The sequence below is a fragment of the Colwellia sp. BRX9-1 genome, assembly GCF_014077195.1.
In the GTDB taxonomy this organism is placed as follows: domain Bacteria; phylum Pseudomonadota; class Gammaproteobacteria; order Enterobacterales; family Alteromonadaceae; genus Colwellia_A.
In genome coordinates, this window is record NZ_JACGVM010000030.1 from 12579 (window position 1) to 29603 (window position 17025).

Annotated in this window: 11 protein-coding genes; 1 reads left to right on the forward strand and 10 read right to left on the reverse strand. The window is 36.7% G+C overall.

Going from position 1 to position 17025, the window contains the following annotated elements:
* Positions 1 to 61 precede the first annotated feature (61 nt).
* Positions 62 to 2176: a S9 family peptidase gene (locus H4J76_RS18495; protein WP_182231067.1), complete on the forward strand. Its 2115-nt coding sequence runs from the start codon at positions 62 to 64 to the stop codon at positions 2174 to 2176.
* A 97-nt stretch (positions 2177 to 2273) separates the two neighbouring features.
* Here H4J76_RS18495 and trxC read toward each other — a convergent pair whose 3' ends face one another.
* The 10 genes from trxC to H4J76_RS18545 all read right to left on the reverse strand — a co-directional run.
* On the reverse strand, positions 2274 to 2729 hold the full coding sequence (trxC, locus tag H4J76_RS18500) for a thioredoxin TrxC (RefSeq protein ID WP_182218365.1): 456 nt from the start codon (positions 2727 to 2729) through the stop codon (positions 2274 to 2276).
* 278 nt (positions 2730 to 3007) lie between these two features.
* A complete protein-coding gene (locus tag H4J76_RS18505; protein WP_182231068.1) occupies positions 3008 to 5404 on the reverse strand; it encodes an RND family transporter in 2397 nt (798 codons plus the stop codon).
* Between the two features lie 39 nt (positions 5405 to 5443).
* Entirely contained in the window at positions 5444 to 6307 is an 864-nt protein-coding gene (locus H4J76_RS18510) for a VacJ family lipoprotein (RefSeq protein ID WP_182218369.1), read from the reverse strand.
* Positions 6308 to 6744: 437 nt separating this feature from the next.
* Positions 6745 to 8676 carry an EAL domain-containing protein gene (locus H4J76_RS18515; protein ID WP_182218370.1) on the reverse strand — a complete coding sequence of 644 codons (1932 nt, stop codon included), beginning with the start codon at positions 8674 to 8676 and terminating at the stop codon, positions 6745 to 6747.
* A gap of 4 nt (positions 8677 to 8680) precedes the next feature.
* Positions 8681 to 9397: a transglutaminase-like cysteine peptidase gene (locus H4J76_RS18520; RefSeq protein ID WP_259364844.1), complete on the reverse strand. Its 717-nt coding sequence runs from the start codon at positions 9395 to 9397 to the stop codon at positions 8681 to 8683.
* Between the two features lie 6 nt (positions 9398 to 9403).
* Positions 9404 to 10042, reverse strand: a complete 639-nt coding sequence (locus H4J76_RS18525; protein WP_182218372.1) for an OmpA family protein — start codon at positions 10040 to 10042, stop codon at positions 9404 to 9406.
* Positions 10035 to 11429 (reverse strand): TolC family outer membrane protein, encoded by a 1395-nt coding sequence (locus tag H4J76_RS18530; protein WP_182218374.1) that lies wholly within the window; start codon positions 11427 to 11429, stop codon positions 10035 to 10037. The genes H4J76_RS18525 and H4J76_RS18530 overlap by 8 nt, the downstream gene beginning before the upstream one ends.
* A gap of 57 nt (positions 11430 to 11486) precedes the next feature.
* Entirely contained in the window at positions 11487 to 12860 is a 1374-nt protein-coding gene (locus tag H4J76_RS18535; protein ID WP_182218375.1) for an HlyD family type I secretion periplasmic adaptor subunit, read from the reverse strand.
* A complete protein-coding gene (locus tag H4J76_RS18540) occupies positions 12857 to 15031 on the reverse strand; it encodes a type I secretion system permease/ATPase (protein WP_182218377.1) in 2175 nt (724 codons plus the stop codon). The genes H4J76_RS18535 and H4J76_RS18540 overlap by 4 nt, the downstream gene beginning before the upstream one ends.
* A 110-nt stretch (positions 15032 to 15141) precedes the next feature.
* Positions 15142 to 17025: cadherin-like domain-containing protein (locus H4J76_RS18545; RefSeq protein ID WP_182231069.1), on the reverse strand; the 1884-nt coding region annotated here is incomplete at its 5' end.

Below are 17025 nucleotides of genomic sequence, written 5' to 3' on the forward strand. Positions count from 1 at the left end.
TTTTATCGCGCTTTTTCTTAAATTATTATCATTTCATTTATTATTTAACTAGGAGCACTTAGTGCCAACATCATCATTTATATCAGCGGCGTCAGACAAAAAAATTATAGCACCAATAGCTACAAAAATTCCTCATACGATGGAAAAACACAATCACCAACGCATCGATAATTATTATTGGATGCGTGATGACCTGCGCAGTGATGAAAAAGTTTTAGCACACCTTAATGATGAAAATAATTATGCTGATGCCATGTTGGCCAAGCAAAAACCTTTACAAGCACTACTTTTTAATGAACTTAAAGACAGGATTGTCAAGGACGATAATACTGTTCCAGCAAAAGATGGAAAATATTGGTATCACAGCGAAATTAATGGCGAGCAAGAGTTTTCCAACTATTACCGAGCAACAAGTTTTGCCGGTGAAAATAAAACACTCTTATTAGATGTTAATGAGCGCGCACAAGATCATGAGTTTTATGATTTAGGGGACTTATCAATAAGTCAAAATGACCAAATCATGTCAATATCTGAAGATACCGACAGTCGTCGTATCTATACCATTCATTTTAAAGATTTAACTAAGACATCTGATGGGCCAGATGCTTATTTAGCCGATATTCTTGTTGAAACTGAAGGACAAGTTGTTTGGTCGAACGACAATAAAACCCTTTTCTATGTAAAGAAAGATTTAGAAACTTTGCTTGGCACACAAGTATATCGCCATACATTAGGAACACCACAAGCTGATGATGTGCTTGTTTATCAAGAAGACGACCACCGTTTTTATATCAGCTTAGATAAGAGCAGAGATGACTCTCAGCTTTATATTTGTTTACATGCCACTGAATCTACACATTATTTAGTACTCAGTGCCGATGAGCCCAATGGGCAGTTTACCGAATTATTACCTTATCAAGAACAACATGAATATCACGCCGATAAAATGGGTGAATTTTTTTATATTGTGACTAACTATCAAGCTAAAAACTTCAGGTTAATGAAAGCCACGGCTGCACAAATTGATGATATCAATAACTGGCAAGAAATTATTCCCCACAGAGAAAATGTACTGGTTGAAGGCATTGAATTATTTCACCGTTTCATTGTAATAACCGAAAGAGAAAATGGTCAAATTCGTTTTATCGTGCACACAACTCAGGGAGAAAATGCCGGTCATCACTATCCACTATCTTTTGATGACCCCTGTTATTTTGCTTGTCTTGACGAAAATCCGGAGCCAAACAGTACCATCGCAAGATTATATTATTCTAGCTTAACAACACCCGATTCTTTATTTGAATTTGACTTAGCAACAGGTGAGCGAAAGTTACTGAAACAGCAACAAGTCTTAGGTGGCTTTAACCAAGACGATTATCAAGCAGAACGTCTATTTATTAACGCACGTGATGGTGCAGCAGTACCAGTGTCAATTGTTTATCGTCGCAATAGTTTTAAAAAAGATGGTACCAACCCACTTCTTCAATACGGTTACGGTGCTTATGGCTTAACCATAGATCCTGATTTTTCGAGTCAAACGTTAAGTTTACTTGATAGAGGATTTGTTTATGTTATTGCCCATGTTCGTGGCTCAGAAATGTTAGGCAGGCAGTGGTATGAAACCGGTAAAAAAGCGCTTAAACAAAATACCTTTAATGACTTTATTGATGTAACTAAGGCATTAGTTGCCCAAGGATATGGCGCTAAAGATAAAATATTTGCTTCTGGCGGTAGCGCTGGCGGCTTATTAATGGGCGCTGTGGTCAATCAAGCACCGGAACTATACTTAGGCATTGGCGCTCATGTGCCCTTTTTAGATGTGTTAACAACAATGCTCGATGAAAGCATACCGCTAACCACCAATGAATATGACGAATGGGGTGATCCAAACGAAGCACAAGCCTACCAAGATATTTTATCTTATTCACCAATGGATAATATCACTGCTCAACACTACCCAAATATACTTGTGACCACCGGATTACATGACTCACAGGTTCAGTACTTTGAACCAATGAAGTGGGTAGCTAAAATGAGAGAGCTTAAAACAGATGATAATTTGTTGTTGTTTAAGACAGATATGGACGCTGGCCATGGCGGTGCATCAGGACGATTTAAAAGTTTAAAAGAAAAAGCTTTAGAAATGAGCTTTTTTATCTCGCTATTAAACGAATAACGTTAACTGATAAAATCGTTTAACTTGTTACTCACAAGGATAATCTTTGTCCCTTGTGAGTAACCACAGCACCTATAAAGAATGTTCTTTACGACACTTATAATGTGTTTGTCATCGGTAAATTTTCAGTTAGCCATTGTTTGAACTGTGCTTTGGGTAAGGCGCCGGACATTCGAGCAATTTCTCTGCCGTGATGAAATATCATTAAAGTAGGAATAGAACGGATATTATGTCCTCCTGCGGTATTTTGATTGCTTTCAGTGTCTAACTTCACAAAACAAGCTTGTGTAAACATATCGGCAGCAACCTGTTCAAAAGTGGGTGCAAATTGTTTACAAGGCCCGCACCACGGTGCCCAAAAGTCGACAACAACAGGTAAACCGTTGTCGGTAATATAACGGTTAAAGTTTTTATCGCTACCAACAACAGGGTTAATAGAAAGCACAGCTTTACCACACTTACCGCATAGAGGCTGGTCATTGAGCTTAGCCTTAGCTAGACGATTTTTCGTACCGCAACTTGCGCAAACTATTTGAATAGGTGAATCAGTCATAGTAAATCTCACTAAAAAGTATTTTAAAATTCGTTTAATATAAAAAGTAAATATGGGTCTGTACGGGCTTTAATTCAAGCATCTAAATTAAGACCGTTAATTGCAACCCCATTTAACTAGTTACTTATTGAAATATATATCTATTTATAAAGAATAAAAACCGCCACAATTAAACTTTACCCTTATCAGTTTTAGCATTAGTCGATCAGCACTTAACGTGTGCTTTGATATTTAAATTTTTTAACTGATTCATTAGCTCGATTAATATCTTTAAAAGATTAGCTTTGTTTAAGGTTATTTTTAGTTAAATATTTTTTCAATAATACCGGTAATGTTGTGATGTCGGTAACTAGAGCAACTATCATCGCCACACTGGTCAGTAAACCAAATAATATGCTTGGCACAAAATTAGAAAATATTAAGGTACCAAAACCGATAACAATAACGGTAGTCGTATATATTAGTGCATAACCAATCGATAAATTTGTCCGCTTAATCCAATCATCGCTATTTGCTTGGCCAAGTTCCATTTCTTCTATATAGCGGTGTATATAATGAATAGTATCGTCCATTGAAATTCCCATAGCTACGGCGGCTATAGTAATAGTCATTAAATCTAGCGGAATCGAAAATATCCCTAAGACGCCCATAATCACTACGGTAGTAATAAAATTAGGCACTAAAGCAATCCAGGCAACTTTGAACGATGAAAATATAATCATCAGTGTTATCGCCATCGCACCATAAACAATGAGTATCGTCAGCACTTGCGAATCGAGCAAACGTGACAGTACATCTTGATAAAGGATGAACAAACCAGTTAATGTATACTGCTGCTCTTTAATGCCCATTGCAGATAACTCTTTATGAATATGTGCCAACAAATCGGCTCTATTTAGATCTTTAGTGCTGTCTTGAACCCGCATAGAAATTCGTATTTGGTTATTTTTTTCTGAAAAGTAAGCGCCAAAAAGTTTCTGCTGTAACTCAACATCTAAACTTTTGTAGAGTGCGGTAAGTTCATATTCTGTCAGGGGTTTACCATAGACCACTTGAGCAATTTTAGTGAAGTCGGCAATTGAGGTAATCGCACCAATGGCTTGCTCTTTTGCTAACATATTTTGAATATCTGTTACCGTCTGCACTGCACTGGCTGAGATAACTAATCCTGATTTTATTTGCTTATCTGGAATATTCAATAACAGGTCAAATGGCGTCGAGCCACCAAACTCTTGACCGATAAAGGTCAGCTCTTTTCGAACATTGGTTGATTCACTAAAGTAATTTAAAAAACTATTCTCTGCCGTTAACTTTAGGCACCCCAAGGCACCAACAAGGGTGATCAAAGTAGATATAATAATAATCTTTTTTGGCTGATTAATAACAAAAGTTGCTGCGCCTGTCATTCCCCTTTCAATCTGATGATGCTGCTTAACAAAACCTTGTTTATTAAAAATGACTAACAGTAATGCGGGGAAAAAAGCCAAACTAACAATGAAGCTAACCAGCATAGCAACAACCATCATCCAACCAAAACTTATAACTGGCTGAACACCACTGAAGATAAGCGAGCCAAAACCAATAGAGGTCGTTAAACCTGCATAAAAACAAGGTTTTATTTTTTGTTTAATGGTTGCCAATACAAGTGTTTGATGATCCCAATCGATGTGTTTTAACACCAACTCTTGGTAATGTACAATTAGGTGAATTATCATCGCTAAAGACAAAATAATTTGCAGGGCAAATACATTCGCTGAAATAACAGTAACTTTAAAATCCAGTGCCGCGAGTAAACCTATCGTCATAACAACACTTGTTGCACAGCAAACTATGGGTAAAACTACCCAACTTACTTGTCTAAACAAAAACCACAACAACACAATAACCACCAGAATAATTAAAGCACCAAAAAGAACTAAATCATTCTGGATAATTTGAATTAACTCATATGACAATAAATTATTACCGCCTAAATAAAAGGCACCGTCTTTTTTATAGGGTAATAGAAGCGCGCGAATTTTTTCAATTTCATCAATACGCGTTTGCTCGAGTTGCTTATTAAGTTTCTGCTGTTGTTGCTTTAGCGCCTCAAGTGCATTTTGTTCTTTATCGGTGAGTTCTCGGGTTAATAAGTGACGTTTAATGTCAATAATATCGTCATTTATCTGTTCAACTTTTTTATTTGTCTTAAAAACCACTTGCAACGACAATGCCGTTTGACCTTTGTTAATAAGCAAGCCCTCATACAAAGGGTGTTTTTTTAAACTTAGTGAGAACGTTTGCTCATCAAACTTTTTATTTTCCCAAGTTAACTCTTCAACATCCGCAGAAACTGTTTTAGCAGAAGAAAAAATAGGCACATTAACAATACTGTTGACTTGTTTAACACGAGCTATTTTCTCTATTTTTCTGCCAAGTTCCGACAAGATATCAAGATTAGTTGTCGAAAATAACTGGCTGTTACTCGGTTTAAATGCAATCAGTATAAATTCTTCAGAGCCATAACGTTGACTAGCTAGCTGGGTTAAAATGTAATGTTTATTGTTATCGACTAACAAAGTATCTGCTGAAGCATCAATCTCAAAATTTTTCGCTTGCCAGGCTAATGTCGCCGTGAGTATGCAAAAAATAATACAGCTGGTATAAGCCCAAAAGGTTGCACTCGCTTTAAACATATTTATTCCACTTTTGGGTTAGAAGTACTAAAAAAGGCGTTATTGTAGCTTTTGCTTTTCGGTTTTAAAAACTTCATTGCGACGCTCTTGACCATCTCGTTGAATGCTTTGCATATATAAATTACGCGTAAACTCGTAAGGGTTTTCAACATCAGTTAATACCTGTGGATACTTAGCTAAAATAGGCGTTTGTGCTTGAATACCATCAACAAATAGTAATTGTTGAGCTGCCCTCTTATCATTAATGAAATTAAGTGGGTGTGCTAGGTAGTTGAACGATAATGATGCCGTATCACGTAAGTCTGAAGGTCCAAGTAAAGGTAAAACAAGATAAACACCATGTCCGACGCCATAAGAAGCAAGAGTTTCTCCGAAAGTCGTTTTATCACGTTCCAGTTCCATCATGCTGTTGGCGGGGTCAAATAAACCAAACAAACCTATGGTACTATTTACCAACACTCGAGCAAGACTGTTACCCGATTTAGAAAGCTCTCCTTGAAATAAATGATTTAACGCGTAAAGCGGTTCACGTAAATTGTAAAAAAAGTTTCGAATACTTTGATCAACAGGCAAAGGAACAACTTTTTGATAACCTACTGCGAAGGGGCTAAGTACGTAGCGATATACTTTATCATTAAATTTAAAAATGGGCTCATTGATAAATCTTAATGAATCTTCTGGCTCTTCATAGCTGATTACGCTTGGGATATTTTCTTCAGCCGCTATTTCATAGGGGCCTTTTAAGGAGGATTCACTTATTATAGCTTTTTCAACAACGGCCTCATCGTTTAAAGATGAGCACCCTACTACCTGTGTCAAAAATAATAAGAATAAAGTACTTTGTGCTAGGTTTTTAATAAACCTCGATAAATTAAATTTTTTAGTATTATTGATACTTGTCATTCTAAATCCCTGGAATTTGAACAAACTATGGATAACTCATAGTGTTAAATATGACATACCTCTAATGACTTGTGGTTGTTTATTTTAAGATAAATCGTTTATTTAACACATCACTAATCAATTGCTTTTTTGTACCTTAGTCCAAGGTTCTGTACAAAAAAGCAATAATGTTGTTTGCTTGCGCTAACAATTGACTAATCCTTTTGTTATTAATTGTTCTTTTGTAATGGATTAAATTAAGAAGCGTAACGTTTTCATATTTTACTGGCGTTGCTATATATGGGTAAATATTTTGATAAAAATTTTCTCCACTTATAGCATTCCTTAAAGAGACAAAAGATGAATATTGTCTCTTTCATAAAATAGTGCCTAAAAAACACTTAATCTAGATAGGAGAGCTAAATTATTAAGCCATTAAAACTTTAATACCCATAAATTTAACTGAGATTAATATCAACGTCTTCAACTGGAGAAATATAGCCTTGATAACCCTCTGCTTTTAATGAATTAAAATCTGCTAATTGCGCTTGGTCTTCAATTCCGGTAATAATAACCGAGATATTCAGTCCTTTCGCCACATTGACTAGCGCACGGCAAAGTTCTTTATTGTGATTTAACTTCTCATAATAAGCGAAAGATAAGTCTAATTTTATATAATTAGGTAAGAGTTTTTGTAAATATTCTAAAGAGCCAATTTGACGACCACACTGGTCAATACCTATCTTAGCACCCGCTGCTCTTACAATTTCTGCTAGCTGATAACATTGCTCAAACGAGGTTATGGCTGCTGATTCGGGTATTTCAAAAGAAATACGTTCGGCATAGGCGGATTGCTTAAGGTATTGCGCTAACCAATGAATAAATTGTGGATCTTTTAAACTATCATGCGTTAAATTAATCGCGATGCCCTCATCTGCAAGGGCCAAAATATTCTGCTGTTCGATTGACTGCAATAAACATCTGTCTAGCTGAGCACCTAACGATAACAACTCTATAAATGGCATAAACTCAGATGCGGTGACAATTTGTTTGTCTATGTATAAACGACAATATATTTCGCGCTGAATAACTTGTTGAGTCGTCATAGCTAAAATTGGCTGCCATTGAAAACTAAAATGGTTGTTATTAATAGAATCAACCAATTTACTGCGCCATTGTTCACGGCTATATTTTTGTGGTTGATCCGCATCTATCCAATGACTTATTTTATGCTCGCGTTGTGCTTGTTGTAGTGCATTATCAGATTGAGATAACAAGTCAGCCGAATTCATGTTATCAATGCGTTGACTAACACCTAAGGCAAAGCGAGTATTAGGTGTGCAACCTGCTTTCGCTATCTCTTGATTAATGATCCGAATTAATGACTGTAAGTAGACTTTTATGACACTTTTTTCTGCTTTAGTGATCAAAAATGCAAATTCGGTGTTGGCAATTCGTGCAATAATACATTCGCTGATTTCTGGCAACTCGGCTTGCATTCGTTTTGACACAACTTTAATAATTTCATCTCGGCCTTGATAGCCATACTTACTATGAACATCTTCAAGCCAATCAAACTTAGCTAAAATAAGTCCGCCAAAACCAGGCTCATTTAACCAATTATTGATTTGTGCAGACAAATATTGTCGATTAGGCAATTGAGAAACCTGATCGATAAATTTATCTTCTTTTAATTCATTAACCTCTTCATCCAAGGTCGAAAATATTTGTTTTAACTGCCCTGACATCGAATTAATCGCGCCAACGACATCTTGTAACTCTATAGTTTTCGGTAACTCAAGGTCTTGACCAAACTTACGTTGTGAAATGTTTTTCGCGTGTATAGCTACATTATGTAACGGTTTTAAAATTCGGTTCAATTTGAACCTTAAAACAATAATAGAAAGAATAAAAAGCAAAGATAAAATCATCAAAGTGTCATTCATCACACGCCATAATTCTTGATAACCCAACGCAGGATGACCTTCAATTTCAATTGTTGCTAGTTGCAACCAACCTGAGGTAATTAAACTTTCTTTTTTTTGTATGGCAAATAAATCTAGATTTATAAACCATTGTGGAACCCCTTCAATAACAATTGGATTTTCCCAAATTTGTTCTTTGCCATCAACTAGCCATTTAAGGGTCACCTTGCGATAGAAGCCGCCTTCAAAAATGACATTAACCAAGGTTTCTGCTGTGGCTACATCTCCGGTTTCAAGATGAGGCCTCAGCATTAAACCTAACGAAGTTATAGTGTTGTTTAAATCAGAATCCATCTGCTGATTCATAAAGTCGCGGGTTTGTGTAAATTGAAAATAAACTAAACTGGTCATAACTAGTAAAAAAAGTGCGAACAGTAATGAGTTTATTTCTCTAAATAGGGTCATGGTCTTAAAACTCCATTTTAATTTTGGGTTGTTTAAGTTTTGAAGTAGTTATACGCTGTCTTAAGTCTCGCCAAAGTTTAAGCTTTGATGATTTTCCACTAAGAATTCCTTGCCCCTTTGCTTTGTTCAACCATAATTGACTGGCATTAAAACTATATATAGGGATCAGATCGTTGCGCTGATTTGCGGGTTTTATAACACCGTCTAGATTATCTAAAATTAATGGTACGGCACTAGGCGTTTCGTAGTAAGCGAGTACCATATGGTATTGATTAAGTTTGACGGCTTTTACCATAGTGATCCTCATTTTTTCATCCGCAATACCCATCTCTAATAAGGTAAAATATTTAGCAATTGAATAGTCTTCGCAATCGCCACCATTAACACCGATAAATTCGATAGGTGTCGCCCAATAATTGCTCACCCCCCAAAGTTTACTATCATCAATAAACCTAAACATATTAAAGAATTGATTAACTTCTTGTAATGTTTCTAAGGGGGAATGTTGAACTTTTGGTTGCATTAATTTAAACCAGGCTTTGCCTCTTTTACCTGCTCTTTCTCCATAACTTTTTTCTAATGATGTGACAATTTCTTTTTCATTAAGGGGCTGTGTAGATTGAGCAAATATAGCCGCTAAACATATTGTGGTGATGAGAAGCATTTGAATGGGTTTGATGACCATCCATTTAAAAAAAGAACTTCTTCTAATGCTACTCATTAATAATTAATTAGCTTGATTCACCGTATAAATGGTCCATTTGAGATCATCAATTTTTTCTATATGAGATATCTCGGCCATTATACGACGATTTTCAGCATGCGCTTGTTCAGTATCTGCTAAGTTTTCTAAGCGTTCAAAGCCATAACCAATTGAAGAGATACGCTCTTCATTAATTTTAAAATCATTGATTAGTACCAAAGCAACTGCTTTAGCGCGATTATTTGACAGCACTTGATTTAATTTTGCCACGCCAACTTTACTGCTATGCCCTTCAATCACTACATTGATTTGCGGATTCATTTTAAGAAGTTCTGCTAACTTACTGATGTCTTCATTTGCTTGGTCTGACAGTTGATAAGAATTGTTAACAAATTTAACATCAATTTTAAAAGGCATTATTTTAGACGTTTGAGTACCACAACCATAATTGTCAATCGCAGCACCAATAGAAGTCCCATCACATTTTTCACGCGCTTTTACTACACCATCACTGTCATAATCAGTTAAATCATAAAGCTGCTGTACCGAGTCTTCTAATATGACTACAGGAGTATCAGCACAAGCACTAATAAATATTACTGCAAAAGCGACCATTAAATATTTTGCAGTAACTTCTATTGGCTTAATTGATAACTTATTCATTGTAAGCTCCTTGTTCGTATTCGTGTTCACCTTTCCATTTTGATGATCTTGTTACTCTCAATGAATCAAGTAGCAGGCCTGTTGCATTTAACAAACGATACTGAGCGCTCAATTCATTAAAGTCTGCATCAAGGTAATCCTTACGAGCTTGAAACAATTCATTTTCGGTATCAAGCAGATCGAGAAGATTTCGCTGCCCAATATCGAACTGCTGTTTGTAGGCTGCCTGTGTATCTTTAGATGTAATAACATGTTGCTTTAGATATGTTTTTTGTAAAGCTAACATTTCAAAAGCATTCCACGAAAGACCAAAGCTTTCAGTAACTTGACGGTGAGCGTTATAATTAATTTCCTGCGCTTCTGAAATTTTATAGGCTGCACTTCGTTCGGTAGCAATGTCTTTTCCACCCGAGTAAAAGTTGTAGCGTAAGCGCAGCATTGCTGTTGCATCGTTTCGATGACCACCTACGTCAGCGCCAAATCGATTAATACCACTTTCACCACCAACATCATTGTCAGAATTCACGCCGAGTTCTAAAGATAAGGTTGGATAATATCTAGCGTTTATTGAGTTTTTAAATGAACGAGCCGCATTAATATCTTGTTGAGCAGCTTTAATTACCGGATGACGTTTTATTGCTAGAGTTAACCCCGTTGCTTTATTTTTAGGTAACATATCGGCATCAGGTACTGGTAGCACAAGGTTACTCGGTTGTGTATTCGTTAAACGAATAAATTGTGACCTAGCGTCAAGGTTATTATTACGCGCCGAAATCATGTTAGCTTGCGCGCGAGCTAGCCGGCCTGTAACTTGAGACAAGTCAGCAATATTACCCAGGCCTGAATCAGTACGTTCTTTTATTTGATCATAAATGACTTGGTGTGAGGCAATGTTTATTGCTGATAATTTAACAAGCTCATCTGTTTTTATAAAATTTAAATAGGCTTTAGCCACTTGTAACGCAAGATCTTCTGCATTGGCAATTAATGTCCATTGCTCAGCGCTCGCTTCGAATTTAGTTCTATCTATTTCATTACTCGTGTACATGCCATCAAAAAGAATTTGTTTAATACTAACACCAAATTCACCACGGGCTAATTCAGTTTCACCGTCATCGCCGATGGTAGCATTTCGTCTATTTCCGGGAGTATCTGTATATTCATAACCATAACCAGCAGTTAAATCAATAGTTGGAAAATAGCCTGCTGAGGCACGATTAACATCTTCTTCTTTAGATTTAAATCGTGCAAATGTCTGACGAATATCAGGATGTGTATCAAGTGCGTTTGCAACGGCTGCCTCTAAACTTTGGGCATAGCTATTAGCGGAATATAATCCCGATAAGCCTAAACACCAAACCATAGTTACTTTATTTAATTTAAACATAATGTTATTTATAAATACTCCATATTCTTATTATTATTAATTGCTAGTAGACAAGCCTTACCGTTCCCTTAGTGCAGCCTCATTCGCCCGTAATATGGGGTTTAAAATATATTCTAAAATTGTTCGTTTACCCGTAATAACATCAACATCTGTTAGCATACCTGGAATAATTGGCATTTCTTTGCCATTTTTATTCTTAATGCTTGAAGCATCTGTGCGTACTCTAATAAGATAAAAACTGTTTCCCTCTTCATCCTGTGTTGTATCGGCACTTATGTGCTCTACTTTACCCGTTAACCCGCCATATCTTGTAAAGTCATAGGCAGTGATCTTAACAACAGCTGGCAACCCAGGATAAATAAACGCAATATCTCTGGGCTTAATTTTTGCTTCAACCATCAATTTATCTTCGGTGGGCACAATTTCAGCAATGGTTTCACCCGGCTTAACGACTCCACCTAAGGTATTAATGTGTATGGTTTTAATAGTACCAATAACCGGCGATAAAATTAATGCTTTCGTTACTTTATCTTGAGCACCAACCTGTGATTCATTAATTCGAGATAGTTTATTCTCTAATTCATTAAGCTCTGATCTCGCTTCTGTTCTATAAGCAAGTGCTGTTTCTCGACGATTTAAAATTGACTCTTGTATGGCAGACTTTAATTTTGGTGCTAACAAACGAACCGCACTTAATTCACCTTTAAGCTCATTCACGCTACGTTCTAACTTATAGAGTTCGATTTTTGAAACAATGTTTTTTTCTGCAAGCGGTCGTGTTAAGTCGAGTTCTTTACTGGCTATCTCATAACTTATTTTTAAGGTATTAATTTTCGAAACTAATTCAGCAACTTCTTGTTCCCTTTGTTGTATCTGCTGGGCTTGAATTGCTAATTGATTGATTAAATTGTCTATTCTTCCAGAATACTCTTCTTGTTGTCTTTCAACCATAAACTTAGCGTTTTGTTGTAAATCGTCTGGGTAAACGGGTACTTTTATATTTATTTCTATTTGTCGTTGCCAACTTTCGCTAACACCAATCAATATACTTGAAAGCTCGGCTCTAAGGCGAATGACATTCGCTCTTAGGCTACTCACCTCCTGTTTTTGTTCTGCAAAGTCAGATCTAAAGCGAGTATCATCAATACTTGCAATCGGTTGCCCTTTAATTACTTGCATACCTTCTTGAACAAAGAGTTTTTGTAATACACCACCATCTAAACTTTGTATAATTTGTACTTGAGTTGATGGTATTACCTTGCCCATTCCTGAAGTAACTTGTTGAAGTTCAGAAAAATATGACCAAATAAGAAAACAAAAAAGTAATCCACCCATTGCCCATATAGTTAACCGATGTAAACTTGGCACTTCCGTTAGCATTGCACCATATACATCGTCAGCCATTTCTAGGTCTTGTTGGCTAACCTTCATAAGTTCGCCTCTTGATTTAAATTTTCGCCTTTGAGTTGCGCTAATACTTTATCTTTTGGACCGTCAATAATCAATTTACCTTTATCTAAAACAAGAATGCGGTCAACCAATTTTAATAAATCCATTTTATGGGTAATTAATAACATAGTGCGATCTTTTGCCGTTGCATTGATTGCTTCAATAAACTTCTTTTCAGCACGAGCATCAAGACTCGCGGTTGGCTCATCTAACAGTAATATTTGAGGTGAATTTAATATCGCTCTGGCTAAAACAATTGACTGTCTTTGACCACGTGATAATGCACTACCACTTTCCCCCACTTGTTGGTCAAGGCCTTGACTATTATGATCGGTAAAAGCACTGACACCAGACAGTTGAACCGCTCTAATAAGTTGATATTCAGTAACTTGACGAGTACCAAAGAGGATATTATCGCGGATGGTACCATGAAATAAGACAATATCTTGTGGTAAATAGCCAATGTTTTTTCGTAAGTCACTAGGGTGAATTTGCCGGTGATTTAAACCATCAAATTGAATGCTACCCTTGCTTGGCTGATAAAGACCTAATAGTAATTTAGCTAGCGTTGTTTTACCCGAACCATTATGGCCAACAATGGCGATTCTTTCTCCTTGATTAATTTTTACTGACATTGGCTGCAAAGAGTCACTTTCTGCATTAGGGTACTTAAAACTGATATTTTCAGCATTTATATTGCCGCTGAGTTTTGTTCGACTAACCAAATGAGCTTTGTCTTCAAATTCGCCTTCTTGCTCCATTAAAGTATCAAGTTGTTTCAAAGCACTTAAGGTTTGATTAGAGCGCGTCATTAGGCCAGCAAGCTTAGCAATAGGAGATATAGCACGACCGGTTAACATAACAGCCGCTATAATTCCCCCCATCGAGATTAAGTTTTCTGATACCCGATAGACACCTAACACTACAACGGCGACTACTGATATTTGTACAATAAAACTCGCAAAATTTAAGACCGAATTAGTGATCATTTTAGATTTAAGTAACCAGGTCGAGGTATGACCAACCATTTGCTGCCAAGCTCTTTGCACAACACCTTCTGCGCCATTAGCTTTAATAGATTCTAAAGCGCTTAAACACTCAATCAGATGTCCATGGCGTAAACCCGAAAACTTATTACTTTCTTCTATCGCTTTACGCAGTTTAGATTGATTTAATAATGTGTAGCCAATGATAAGTATTGAGGCAATAATTGGAAACATCACTAAGTCTCCTGCAACAAGCCAAATACAAAACATAAAAAGCACAGCAAAAGGTAAGTCAACTAAGGCACTTATTGTCGCAGAAGACAAAAACTCTCTAACACTGTCAAATTCACTCAGCTGCTTTGCCATTCCACCGACACTTGGGGAGCGTTTTTCAAGCGGTATACCAATCACTTTAGCAAATAATTTTGAAGAAACTTCAATATCAATTTTCTTGCCTGCAACATCAATTAGATAACCACGAAGTTGTTTTAAAATAAAATCAAAAATATAAGCGACACCGGCACCAATGGCGAGTACCCAAAGCGATTCAAAAGCGAGATTAGGTATCACTTTGTCATAAATATTCATCACAAAAAGTGGTGATACCAGAGCAAAAACATTGATCATTACTGACGCAATAATTACATCTCGGTATATCGATGAAGTATTCTTAATTTTCTGCCATAACCAATGTTCTTTTGAACTATTAAGATGAACATCAAAATTTCTATCACCGCGATATTGCTGCTTTATTAAAAATAAATAACCAACAAAACTCGATTCTAATTCCTCTATTGTTAACTGTTCTTCACCACCAGTTTCAGGTAAAGAAACTGTTGCTATATTTTTTTCAATATCGAGTTCTTGTAATACTAAGGCTTTTTTATCTTTTAGCATCAAAATACAAGGTAACAACATTGAGGGTAATTCATTCAAGCCTTTACGCACTAATTTTGCACTCAACCCTGCGCGAGATGCTGCTTGAGGTAATAGCTCTGGTGTAAGATTAGCACCAGTAAGTGGTAAACCAGCCGCGAGCGCTTCAGGAGAACACGGGTTACCATAATGCTCTGTTATAAGCACTAAACTGTCTAACAGAGGGTCTGAACTTAACTTTTGTGAAGCGTTAATTGTCCATTGAGTTGACTGTTGCACTGTTGATTGCACCTAGTATGTTATCCCTTAAAAAAGCCAATAAGCTAATGATGTTGGAAAGTACATCTCATCATTAGCTCATTGTACTTGTTATGTTTTGCTACTTAATTTACTCGACTTAATCATATCTGGTCTGAAGTGTCGAGTTCAATGGGCAATGGCACAATTTCTGATGACGCATCACTGTTCAATGTTACACCTTTATTTAAGAAATTATTGGTGATTATTGTTTCAGTATTTGAAAGTGCGTCGACCTGATCAATATTTTCTAAGGTCAAGTTTTCGTCTGCATAGATAACTGTAACTTCACTTTCTTGATCTGTATTTAAGTCACTTTGCGAAAATTCATCAAACATAAAAGTTTCACTCTGGCTTTGCACCAAAAGATCACTTAAATCATAATCAGTTGCAAGATTTGAACCTTGATTGCCTAGACTTTGGCTGGTAGCAGATTCACTAAAAGACAAGTCGATAAGTTCGCCGTTAGATAAAGCAGAGCTCTCATCATTAGTATCGTTGGCGTTGTTAGCATTTGCACTTTCAAAATAAATGGTTAGAGTCGCATTATCTGTTTCAGGATTGGCGGTATCACCATCTTGGATGGTGTAAACGAATTCAATCGATGTAGGAATAGTATTAACATCAGTCCCTGAAGCTAAAATGAAGTTATACTTCCCTGTATCATACATAGTAAAAATACCAAACCCCGTATCTATAATGTAAGAAGTATTGTTAGTATCAAAAATGTATACTTGGCCTTCAAATTCAAATTGAATTAAGGTTACGGTTCCATCAACTGAGGTATCCTGATTATCTCCAGAACTACCTTTACTTATGACATTTCCTCGGATACCTTCGATCCTTGATTTCCCATCCTTTTCGCGGTATATAATGTAATTATTGTCATCGACAGCAACTGGAGCAGAGTCATTAACAGTAATAATTACATTGGCTGTATCGCTATCAATACCATCAGTTAAAGTGTATTCAAAACTTGGTGGAGTAGCGTCTAAAACATAGCCTTCACTATTTTGATAAGTAAAGTCGCCACTAGCATTAATACTTAAAATACCCCCTTCGACATTAATAATAGCAAAGCCATCTGTTCCAAAGCTTAGTTCGATGCCATTAATATGAGTTATCACTAATGTTGAACCGTCACCACCATCAGTATCGATAACACCATCACCATCGTGATGAAGTATAATATTGCCTGAAACGCTTTCCCCTTCATCAATATTAAAGCCGTCATCTTCTGCAACCGGTGGATCGTTCACTGGTGTTACTGCGATTGTCACAGTACCGGTATCAACATCCGTACCATCACTTAAAGTATAATTAAAGCTTGGTGGTGCACCTACTAGATCGTTACCATTGTGGGTGTAAGTGAAACTGCCATCAGCCTTGATTAAGATAAAACCATCTTTGATATCTACACGGGCTTCACCCGTTAATGGATCAAAGACTAAATCAACGCCATTGACTTGAGTCACGCTCAGACTAGCACCATCGCCACCATCGTTATCCATCACGCCATCGCCGTCATCATGGCTGATCACATTGCCACTGACGATTTCGCCTTCGTTAACACTAAAATTATCATCAGCCGCAACTGGTGGATCGTTCACCGGCGTGACCGCAATCGTTAAGGTCGACACATCGGTATCACCGGCACCATCGGTAATGGTGTAGCTGATCACTGGCACACTGCCATTAAAGTTATCATTCGGTGTAAAAGTGTAACTACCATCGGTATTTAAAGTTAACTCACCTTCAGTGAGAGTAACGGTATCACCTGCATTATACGTATTCCCACCAACAGTAAAGCTGGTAACGGTCATTGGACCGTCTGCTGTTTCAGCATTATCTAACACATTGCCTGTGGCGGTTGTATCTTCAGCTATCGTGACAGTTTCACTATCATCACTTAAATCTGACACTGGAGTTACTGAAATTGTTAGGGTAGAACTCTGAGTGTCACCTGCACTGTCAGTAACAATGTAAGT